At 71.2% G+C, this 1,003-nt stretch carries 1 protein-coding gene and 1 pseudogene; one reads left to right on the top strand and one right to left on the bottom strand.

Features of this window, described 5'->3' with window-relative positions; all coding sequences use genetic code 11:
- The coding region (trmB, locus tag O3Q52_RS53500; protein ID WP_269655601.1) for a tRNA (guanosine(46)-N7)-methyltransferase TrmB at nt 1-778 on the top strand (778 nt) is incomplete at its 5' end.
- Between the two features lie 78 nt (nt 779-856).
- Here the strand turns inward: trmB and O3Q52_RS54510 are convergent.
- Nucleotides 857-1,003, bottom strand: a pseudogene (locus O3Q52_RS54510) (hypothetical protein); the annotation flags it as partial.

The raw sequence follows: 1,003 nt of genomic DNA, 5'->3' as shown, positions 1-1,003 counted from the left end.
GAACGCCGCCAGGAAGCCCCGCCCGAAGGGCGAACCCCGCTTCCCCGACGGCCCCCGCCCCGACCCCGCCGGCTCCCACTTCGAGCGAAGAATCCGCAGCTTCCAGCCCCGCAGAAGCCGAGTGACCCAGGGCCAGGCGGACGCGCTGCAGCGCCTGTGGCCCAAGTGGGGCCTGGACATCGACGGCCGCCACCCCCTCGACCTCAGGGATCTCTTCGCCGCCGACATCCCGGTCGTCCTGGAGATCGGCTTCGGCATGGGCGAGGCCACCGCCCAGATGGCCACCGAGGACCCCACCACCGGCATCCTCGCCGTGGACGTCCACACCCCGGGCCAGGGCAACCTCCTGAACCTCGCGGACCGAGCCGGCCTCTCCAACCTCCGCGTGGCCAACGGCGACGCGATCATCCTGCTCCGCGAGATGCTGACCCCGGACTCCCTCGACGGCCTGCGCGTCTATTTCCCGGACCCCTGGCCCAAGAAGCGCCACCACAAGCGCCGCCTGATCCAGCCGGAGTTCCTCACCCTCGCCGCGTCCCGCCTCAAGCCGGGCGCACTGCTGCACTGCGCGACGGACTGGGAACCGTACGCCGAGGTCATGCTCGAAGTCCTCACCGCCCACCCGGACTTCGAGAACACCCAGCCGGACGGCGGCTACGCGCCACGCCCCGACTTCCGCCCCCTGACGCGTTTCGAGGGCCAGGGCCTGGACAAGGGACACGTGGTGAACGATCTGCTCTTCCGCCGCGTACCGCATACAGCGAACACGGGCAGCTGAGAGCCGCACGACGCACGGCCCGTACGGCCTGAAGGGGCCCACAAGGCGTAGCCACACAACGCACCGCACCCGCACCGCGCCGGCCCCGCCCCCACGCCCGTACAGCAGCGCCACGTCCCGGCCGCCGATCCGGGCATGCGTCATGATCTCCGAGGTGGAGTAGACGAGCCGCTGGCCCTCGCTCAAGTCGTAGCCCGCAACGAGGAGTTTGGCGTCCCGGCCGTC

The sequence above is a fragment of the Streptomyces sp. ActVer genome, from assembly GCF_027270795.1.
Classification (GTDB): domain Bacteria; phylum Actinomycetota; class Actinomycetes; order Streptomycetales; family Streptomycetaceae; genus Streptomyces; species Streptomyces umbrinus_A.
The sequence above is the reverse complement of the archived record's forward strand: the minus strand, read 5'-3'. Positions and strand labels throughout refer to the sequence as shown.